Below are 9172 nucleotides of genomic sequence, written 5' to 3'. Positions count from 1 at the left end.
CGGCGCCCCACGGGGGGGGCCCGCCGGTGCGCCGAGGTCGGGGAAGTCACCGGTCGCGATCATGCCGAACAGGTCGTTCGCGCTCGCGGTGAAGTTGAGCTCCTGGCGGCTCGGGGTCCGCATCTCGTCCTGGTTGGAGTGCCGGGTCACGACGGCGATCGGCCGTTCGGTGGTCTCGGCGCTCTTCGGGCTCAGGCGGCGGAGCACCGGGATCGCGCGGACGCGGGTCGGGGTGTCCTCGTACCAGTCCGGCTCGGCGGAGTCGACGACGCGGGAACCAGCGAAGCTCTCGGTCACCTGGCCGCGCCACTCCTCGCGGATCTCCTGCCCGACGATGTCCCGGTAGAACAGCGTCGCCGCGGAGCTCGGGCGGGCGTGCGCGACGGCCACGAACGAGCCGTCCTCGGCGGTCGGGACCCAGAGCACCATGTCGGCGAAGGACAGGTCGGCGAGGAGCTGCCAGTCCCCCACGAGCAGGTGGAGCCACTCCACGTCTGCTTCCGAGGAACGGCCTTGCGCGAGGACGAGGTCACTGAGGGTCGACACCCAGCCAGTCTAGGTCCGCCGCCTTGTGGAGAACGTCGCCCTCTCCACAGGGTAGACAGCGTTGTATTTCGTATGTCGTACGCCCCATACGCTCGCTCCAACGACGGAAGGGGCAGGGGTGGCAGAGCAGGCACGCCGCATCGATCACGAGACGACGGCGGTGCACCCACCGCCCCTGCGGATCGTGGAACCGGCACCGGAACCAGCCGCGGCGTCCGGTCCCCCGGAGCCCGAGTCGACCGCTCGGGCGCTCGGGCTCTGCGTCGCCGAGGTGCTCACCGGGGCACGCGAGGTCGACAGCATCGCCCGGTGGATCAGCGACGACGTGCAGCGCCACCTGCAGCAGCGGGCCGCGGTGGCGGCGCACGCCCGGGGATCCGGCCAGCGGGCTCGAGGGCGCCCGGTGCTCCGGGTCGGCAGCGTCCTGGTCTGCCGCCCCGCGGACGGCGTCGCAGAGGCGACGGTCATCGTGCACACGCGCAGCCACGCGCGAGCGGTCGCGATGCGCCTCGAGACGCGGCACGGTCGGTGGCAGGCGACCGCCATCGGCGTCCTGTAGGTGTGCCCGCTGCCGACCTGGAGGCCCGTGGCGGCGCCGCCACGGGCCTCCGATCCGGCAGGCGGCACGCAGCGCTCGCGCGCGGGACGCTAGTTCTTCTTGGTGGCCTGTCGACGCTCGGCGCGGTTGCTCGCCGCAGCCTGACCGGAGGCCGTGGCCGCGTTGCCGAACGCGGAGCCCTGCTCCGGCTCGGCAGCCGCTTCAGCCTCGGCCTGGGCGCGCTGCGCACGAGCGGTGGCGGCCTGCTCGAGGCGCCCCTTCTCGTCGCGGACCTCGACCTCGCCGTCGATGGACGGTGCCGAGTACTCGAGGCCGGAGACCTCGTCCTCGCCGAGCCCCTTGGCCTCGATGACCGCGTTCTCGCCGTCGGACTGCACCTGGACCTCGAGGTTGAACAGGTAGCCGACGGACTCTTCGCGGATCTGCCCCATCATCGTCTGGAACAGTGCGTAGCCCTCGCGCTGGTACTCGACCAGCGGGTCACGCTGCGCCATCGCGCGGAGGCCGATGCCGTCCTTCAGGTAGTCCATCTCGTACAGGTGGTCGCGCCAGCGGCGGTCGATCACCGAGAGCACCACACGACGCTCGAGCTCGCGCATCGCCTCGTCGCCGAGGAGTTCCTCACGCTGCTGGTAGGCCAGCTTGGCGTCGGAGAGGATCTCGCGGGCCAGGAAGTCTCGCGACGCCTTGCCCTTCGAGCCGGCCTCGGTGATGACCTCGTCGATGGAGATCGAGATCGGGTAGAGGGTGCCGAGCTCGGTCCACATGGCGTCGAGGTCCCAGTCGTCCGGGGAGCCTTCGCCCGTGTGGGTGTCGATGACGTCGTCGATGACCGCCTTGAGGAACGCCTGCGCGCGGTCGTGCAGGTCGTCGCCCTCGAGGATGTGGCGGCGGTCGCTGTAGATCGCCTCACGCTGACGGTTCAGGACGTCGTCGTACTTCAGGACGTTCTTGCGGATCTCGGCGTTGCGGCCCTCGACCTGAGACTGGGCGGACCGGATCGCGCGGCCGACGAGCTTGTTCTCGATCGCCAGGTCGTCCGGGACGTTCGAGCGGCCCATCAGGCTCTCGGCGGCACCGGAGTTGAACAGGCGCATCAGGTCGTCGGTCAGCGACAGGTAGAAGCGGCTCTCGCCCGGGTCACCCTGGCGGCCGGAACGACCACGCAGCTGGTTGTCGATGCGTCGCGACTCGTGGCGCTCGGTGCCGAGCACGTACAGGCCGCCGACTGCGCGGACCTTGTCGCCCTCTTCCTCGACCTCGGCCTTGACGCGGGCGAACACGTCGTCCCACGCGGCTTCGTACTCGTCGGGGGTCTCGGTCGGCGACAGGCCCTTCGCGTGCATCTCCTGCACGGCGAGGAACTCCGCGTTGCCACCGAGCATGATGTCGGTACCACGACCGGCCATGTTCGTCGCGACGGTCACAGCGCCGAAGCGACCGGCCTGGGCGACGATCGCGGCTTCACGGGCGTGGTTCTTCGCGTTGAGGACCTCGTGCTTCACACCCTGCTTGGCGAGGAGCTTCGACAGGTACTCGGACTTCTCGACGCTCGTGGTACCGACGAGGACGGGCTGGCCCTTCTCGTGACGCTCCGCGATGTCCTCGGCGACCTGCTCGAACTTCGACTTCTCGTTCTTGTAGACGAGGTCCGTCTGGTCGATGCGCTGCATCGGCTTGTTCGTCGGGATGGCGACGACGCCGAGCTTGTAGGTCGACATGAACTCGGCCGCCTCGGTCTCGGCGGTACCGGTCATGCCGGAGAGCTTCTGGTACAGGCGGAAGTAGTTCTGCAGCGTGACGGTGGCGAGGGTCTGGTTCTCGGCCTTGACCTCGACGCCTTCCTTGGCCTCGATCGCCTGGTGGATGCCCTCGTTGTAGCGGCGGCCCATCAGGATGCGGCCGGTGTGCTCGTCGACGATGAGCACCTCGCCGTTCATCACGACGTAGTCCTTGTCCTTCTTGAACAGGGCGACGGCCTTGATGGAGTTGTTCAGGAACGAGATGAGCGGGGTGTTCGCCGACTCGTACAGGTTGTCGATGCCGAGGTAGTCCTCGACCTTCTCGATGCCGGGCTCGAGGACGCCGACGGTGCGCTTCTTCTCGTCGACCTCGTAGTCCTCGCCCGGGGTCAGGCGCGTGGCGATCGAGGCGAACTCGGTGAACCACCGGTTGGCCTCGCCCGACGACGGACCGGAGATGATGAGCGGCGTCCGGGCCTCGTCGATGAGGATCGAGTCGACCTCGTCCACGACGGCGAAGAAGTGGCCGCGCTGCACCATGTCGGAGGCCTGCCACGCCATGTTGTCGCGCAGGTAGTCGAAGCCGAACTCGTTGTTCGTGCCGTAGGTGATGTCGGCGGCGTACTGCTCGCGACGCTCCGGCGGGCTCTGGTTCGCGATGATGCAGCCGGTGGTCATGCCGAGCGCGCGGAAGACGCGGCCCATGATCTCGGACTGGTACGAGGCCAGGTAGTCGTTGACCGTGATGACGTGCACGCCGCGCGACGGGATCGCGTTGAGGTACGCGGCGGTCGTCGCGACGAGGGTCTTGCCCTCACCGGTCTTCATCTCGGCGATGTTGCCGAGGTGCAGGGCCGCGCCACCCATGAGCTGCACGTCGAAGTGCCGCATGCCCAGGGTGCGCTTCGCGGCTTCACGCACGGCGGCGAACGCCTCGGGCAGGAGGTCGTCGAGGGTCTCGCCGTTGGCGTACCGCTCGCGCAGCTCCTTGGTCTCGCCGTGGAGTTCCTCGTCGGTGAGGCTCGAGAAGTCGTCCTCGAGGTCGTTGATGGCCGAGGCGTACGCCTTCAGCCGACGGAGGGTTCGTCCTTCGCCGATGCGGAGGACCTTCTCCAGCACGTTTGCCACGTGAACTCCTTACGGGGTCGTCGCGCGCGACCTGCACGCCCGATCGACCAGTCATGCTAGCAACCCGCGAACGCTCGGCGCTGTGAGCGCCGCGGCTGCCGCGGACACGGGTGTGCGCGGCCCGCGAACGGACCGCGCACACGGAGCGGAACCGGAGGCTCCGCGAGGACGTCAGGCGATCGCCGCTGCGCGCTCCGCGTCGGAGTCCGCCGTGGCCGAGGCCTGCGCCTGGCCGGCGGGCACCTCGTCGATCCCGATCACGCCGTAGTCCCAGCCCTTCCGTCGGTAGACGACGCTCGGACGACGGGTCTCCGCGTCGAGGAACAGGTAGAAGTCGTGCCCGACGAGTTCCATGTGGTAGAGGGCGTCGTCGACCGTCATCGGGGCGGCCTCGAACACCTTGTGCCGGATGACGACCGGGCTGTACACCTCGTTCTCGTCCTCGGCGGTGTCCTGGTCGACGACCGGGACCGCACCGGTCGCGACCTCCTCGATGAGCTTGCCGTCGGCGGGGACGACACCCATGCCGTCGAACGCACTGCCGGCGGCCTCGGCGACCGAGGTGGGACGGTGGCGGCCGTGGTGCACCTTGCGGCGGTCGCGCGCCCGACGGAGGCGCTCCATGATCCGCGCGAAGGCGAGGTCGAAGGCGGCGTACTTGTCCGACGCCGCGGACTCGGCCCGCACGAGCGGCCCCGGCCCGATCAGCGTGAGCTCCACGCGGTCCTCGCCCTGGCTGCCGCTCGACTTCTCGTGGTGGCGGCTGATGCGCACCTCGAAGGCGAGGGCGCGGTCGGCGAGCACGTCGATCTTCTCGGACTTCTGCTCGACGTAGGTGCGGAAACGGTCGGTGACCCCGACGTTCCGGCCCGTGATCGTCACGTCCATGTGGCGGCTCCCATCCAGTGTCGGCGCGTCGCCTCCGTCCGGCGACCCGAACGCCTTGCCGCGAGGCTAGACCCGGCGCACCCTCGGCGTCACGGGGCGTCGGCGAGTCTGTCGGACACTCACCGGACGCACAGTGGACACCGGGTGTTCACGGAGCCGTCAGTCGTCGACGCTCGCCAGGGCGACGCAGCGCACCACCCGACCACCCGCCGACCGCACGGCGCGGACACCCTCGGCCATCGTCACGCCGGTCGTGACGACGTCGTCGACGAGCACCACGTGGCGGCCGGCGACCCCGACCGCGCGCAGGGTGCCGACGGTGGCGGCGACCCGCTCCACCGCCGATCGTTCCTTCTGCCCGGGCCCCGCACCCCGGCGTCCGGCCCGGGTCCGGACGAGCCGCCCCGTCCGCCGGACACCGCCGCGGGCGAGCAGGAGCACCACCGGGTCGAACCCGCGGCGCCGGGCACCCGCACGGGACGGCGGGACGCGGAGCACCACGGTGCCGTCCGGTGCCGCGGCGAGCGCCGTCCGGACGAGTGCACCGAACCGGCCACCGAGCGGACGGGCGACGTCGACCCGGCCGCGCAGCTTCAGCTCGAGGACCAGGGTGCGGACCAGCCCCTCGTACTCGAAGGCGGCGTCGAGCCGGACGCCGGCGACGAGCCGGACGCGCCCGGGGCGTGCGTCGAGCGCCGCGCGGCACGGCGGGCAGAGCGCGCGGTCCGGGCGGCCGCAGCCCAGGCAGGCGACGGGGAGGAACAGTCCGAGCACGGCGAGCAGGGCGTCACGCCACGGGGTGGGGGCGTCGTCAGGGGGCACGACCACGATCGTGGCGGTGACCGGACGACGGCGGTGGGCCGGTGTGCCGGGCTGTGGACGGGCCTCCAGGCCGGGTGCGGTGTGGAGGAGGGTGCCGTCAGCGCTGGACGCCGAGCACGTCGGCGGTGACGCCCGTCGTGTCCCAGCCACCACCGGTGGACTGCAGGACGTCACCGCTCGACATCCGGAGCAGCAGCGCCCCGCCGCTGCCCCCGCTGATCGCGGTCGCACGGCCGTCGGGCTTCGGCAGGGTGCTCGACTTGCCGCCGATGGTCGTGCGCACGATGTTCGGGCCGCTGGTGGTCTGTCCGACCGAGGCGACGTCGGTGTCGTTCACCCACGTGGCGTCCACGGCGGTGCCGCTGGCGGCCTGCACCCGGACGGGGGCACCGAACGAGGTGGGTGACCGGTCGGACCCGCGGATGATCGCCATCACGTACAGGCCGGGCCCGTCGGCGGTCTCGATGAGCGCGAGCGCCCTGGTGGAGTCGCGGGACACCTGGAACGACACGAGGTCGCCGCGCGGCAGGGTGGTGCGGACCTCGTGCGGGTCGCCGCCGAGGCCGTACGCGGTGATGCGGCGGGTGTCGGACTGTTCTCCGACCCACACGAAGCCGAGGTCGTCGACCGCGGGGGCGACGAGGTCCTCGCGCGCGTCGACGCGCAGGCGGTCCTTGCCGCGCACGACGACCGCGCCGTCCCGGTTGCCGACGGCCGCGGTGGTGCCGGATGCCGACAGGGCGATCGAGGTCGGGTCGAGGCCGGCGATCGCCGCACCGACGCCGCTGCCGAGTTCGGCGACCTTGCCGGTGCCCGAGGCTGCGTAGCCGACGACGCCGTCGTGTTCGACCAGCGGTCTGGGGTCGACGTCGGGGTTCTGCTGGGCGTCCGCTCCCCCGGAGTCCGGCACCGACAGCGTCGCGCCCTCGATCGTCATCGACACCGACGAGATGGTGGCGACCGAGGCGAGGGACTTGCTGAGCTGTTCGCGCATCCGGACCTTGTCGATGGTGCTCGCGCCCAGGGCGTCCCTCGACAGGTCGACGAGGGCCGTGCCGCTGTCGATCGTCACCGCGTTGAGGGACAGTTGGGTGCCCTCCGGGAACGACGAGACGACGGCCCCCTTCAGCCAGTCGGCGGGGCCGGCGAGCAGGGCGCTGGCGATGCGGGTGCTGGTGGAGGACCGGGCGAGGAACCAGCGCTGGTCGGGCACGAGGAAGCGGTAGGTGGGGTCGTAGAAGTACAGCGCGTGCGGCTGGAACACCGACTCGAAGCTGACCGGCGACAGGATGATGCCGTCCGGGGCGTAGGCGATGCGCCACTCGCCGTCCTCGCGGACGAACTGGAACGTCAGCGTCGACGAGGTGGGGCGGACGGCCTGGGTGTACTCCCCCTCGGCGTCCACGGTGGCGCTGGCCGTCATCGTGTACGTGAGCTCACGGTCGTCGGCGCGCTCGACGGTGCCGCTGCCGTCGCGGATCGTGACGCCCTGCCGCGGGTTCCACCGCTGGGCGAAGTCGTCCGCCAGGAACTGCCGGGCGATCGCGTAGTTGTCCTGGGCGCCGGTGGCCGCGGCGATGAACCCGCGGAGGATGGCCGTCTGGTCGGATCCGGTGATCGGCTTGTCCGGCCGGAAGTCGACGCCCGAGAGCGACTCGTCCTTGATGGTCTGCCCGGTGCGCACGGCGCCGTCGGTGGGGATCGCTGCGCAGGCGGTGACCGCGAACAGGCTGACCGCGGCGAGCGCGACGACGAGGACGTGGCGGATCCGGTGGCGCATCAGGACTCCTCTCGCACGGCGCGGGGGCCGTCGTACGACTCGTCGAGTTCGGGCAGCGGGATGGCCGAGGTGGCGGTCGTCCCCTGTTCGTTGCGGGGCAGGGTCAGCACGAACGTCGACCCTTCGCCCGGCCGGGACCACACGTCGATGCGGCCACCGTGGAGCTTGGCGTCGCCGAGGCTGATCGCGAGACCGAGCCCGGTGCCGCCGATGGTGCGCTTGCGGCTCGGGTCGGCGCGCCAGAAACGGTCGAACACCCGTCCAGCGTCCTCCGGCGGCATGCCGACCCCCTGGTCACGGACGGCGATGGCGACGGTGCGCGCATCGCTGTCGACGACGACCTGCACGGGCTTGGCGTCGCCGTGCTCGATCGCGTTGCCGACCAGGTTGCGGAGGATCCGGCGGACGCGCTTGGCGTCGAGCCGCATGGTGGTGTGGCCGCCGGGCGTGGCGAGCTGCAGGTCGATGCCGGCGCGTTCGGCCAGCGGACGGAACTCGTCGACGATGTCCGCGGCGATGGACGCCGGCACGACGGGCGCGGTGTCGAGCTGGACCGCCTGGGCGTCGTAGCGGGAGATCTCGAGCAGGTCGGCGAGGAGCAGTTCGAAGCGCTCCACCTGGGCGTGCAGGAGCTCGGCGGACCGACCGACCGACGGTTCGAACGCGTGCCGGGAGTCGTAGAGCATGTCGCCGGCGAGCCGGATCGTGGTGAGCGGGGTGCGGAGCTCGTGCGAGACGTCGGAGACGAACCGCTGCTGCACGCGCGAGAGCTCGGCGAGCTGGGTGATCTGGCGGCTGACCGCCTCGGCCATGCCGTTGAAGCTCCGCGCCAGGGTCGCCAGGTCGTCCTGGCCGCGCACCGGGATGCGTTCGTCGAGGCGACCAGCGGCGATCTTCCGGCTCGTCTCGGCGGCACCGCGGATCGGCACGACGACGAGCCGGACGACGAGCGAGGTGACCAGGGCGATGAGCACCATGAGCGCCACACCGCCGATGGACAGCGTCTGGGACACGAAGTCCAGGGTCTGCTGCGCGTCCGAGAGGTCGTAGACCAGGTAGAGCTCGTACTGCCCGGCGCTCGGGATCTGCAGGGTTGACCCGACGGCGAGCCCCGGCACGCGGCGCCCGTCGTCGTCGAGCTGGACGGGCTGCAGGCTAAGCCGACCGGTGTTCTGCCCCACTTCCTTCCGCAGGTCGTCGGTGATCACCGCGTCCGGGAAGTCCTGGCTGGCGATGGTCTGCAGCGTCTGCGGGGTGGACTGGCCCGGGCTCCGCTCGATCGCGATGCTCGTCCCGCCGGGGCTCGTCGTGTTCGACAGGATCGCCTGCTGCGCCTCGTTCTGCAGGGTCTCGAGCTCGGACTGGTTGTTGTCCTCGGCCGCGGTCGCCGCGTCGAAGATCCCCTGGGCGACGATGGTGGCCCGGGCCGACTCCGACTCGATCTGGTCACGGCGCTGCGAGTAGACGTTCGTCGAGATGCTCACCATGACCGCGGTGCCGATGATCCCCACCGCGAGCCCCGTCGTCATCACGGTGATGGCGACCGAGCGGAACATGAGCGAGCGCCGCCACAGGTACGCGATCGGGCGCCAGCCCCGTCGGAGCCAGCGCCGCATCCGGCGACGGCCACGGTCGACGACACCGATCGAGACCGTGGCGCCGCTGACACCGCGGGCCGGGCCCGACGGGCGCGTCGAGGGCGGCACG

Annotated in this window: 6 protein-coding genes and 1 pseudogene; 1 reads left to right on the top strand and 6 read right to left on the bottom strand. The window is 71.1% G+C overall.

What is annotated here, in order from left to right:
- Positions 1–546: pseudogene (locus H489_RS36330) on the bottom strand (histidine kinase N-terminal domain-containing protein); the annotation flags it as partial.
- A gap of 118 nt (positions 547–664) precedes the next feature.
- Here H489_RS36330 and H489_RS36325 point away from each other — a divergent pair.
- Positions 665–1105 carry an Rv3235 family protein gene (locus H489_RS36325; protein WP_017888819.1) on the top strand — a complete coding sequence of 147 codons (441 nt, stop codon included), beginning with the start codon at positions 665–667 and terminating at the stop codon, positions 1103–1105.
- An 89-nt stretch (positions 1106–1194) separates the two neighbouring features.
- Here H489_RS36325 and secA read toward each other — a convergent pair whose 3' ends face one another.
- The 5 genes from secA to mtrB form a co-directional block, all read right to left on the bottom strand.
- Positions 1195–3975 carry a preprotein translocase subunit SecA gene (secA, locus tag H489_RS36320; protein WP_017888818.1) on the bottom strand — a complete coding sequence of 927 codons (2781 nt, stop codon included), beginning with the start codon at positions 3973–3975 and terminating at the stop codon, positions 1195–1197.
- Between the two features lie 171 nt (positions 3976–4146).
- Positions 4147–4863, bottom strand: coding sequence for a ribosome hibernation-promoting factor, HPF/YfiA family (gene hpf / locus H489_RS36315; protein ID WP_017888817.1), 717 nt, complete (start codon positions 4861–4863; stop codon positions 4147–4149).
- Between the two features lie 159 nt (positions 4864–5022).
- Positions 5023–5685 (bottom strand): ComF family protein, encoded by a 663-nt coding sequence (locus H489_RS0120055; RefSeq protein WP_156463840.1) that lies wholly within the window; start codon positions 5683–5685, stop codon positions 5023–5025.
- 97 nt (positions 5686–5782) lie between these two features.
- Positions 5783–7465, bottom strand: coding sequence for a GerMN domain-containing protein (locus H489_RS36310; RefSeq protein ID WP_017888815.1), 1683 nt, complete (start codon positions 7463–7465; stop codon positions 5783–5785).
- Positions 7465–9171 (bottom strand): MtrAB system histidine kinase MtrB, encoded by a 1707-nt coding sequence (mtrB, locus tag H489_RS36305; protein ID WP_017888814.1) that lies wholly within the window; start codon positions 9169–9171, stop codon positions 7465–7467. The genes H489_RS36310 and mtrB overlap by 1 nt, the downstream gene beginning before the upstream one ends.
- Between the last annotated feature and the right edge of the window lies 1 nt (position 9172).

This window comes from Curtobacterium flaccumfaciens UCD-AKU, assembly GCF_000349565.1.
GTDB classification, from domain to species: domain Bacteria; phylum Actinomycetota; class Actinomycetes; order Actinomycetales; family Microbacteriaceae; genus Curtobacterium; species Curtobacterium poinsettiae.
The sequence above is the reverse complement of the archived record's forward strand: the minus strand, read 5'-3'. Positions and strand labels throughout refer to the sequence as shown.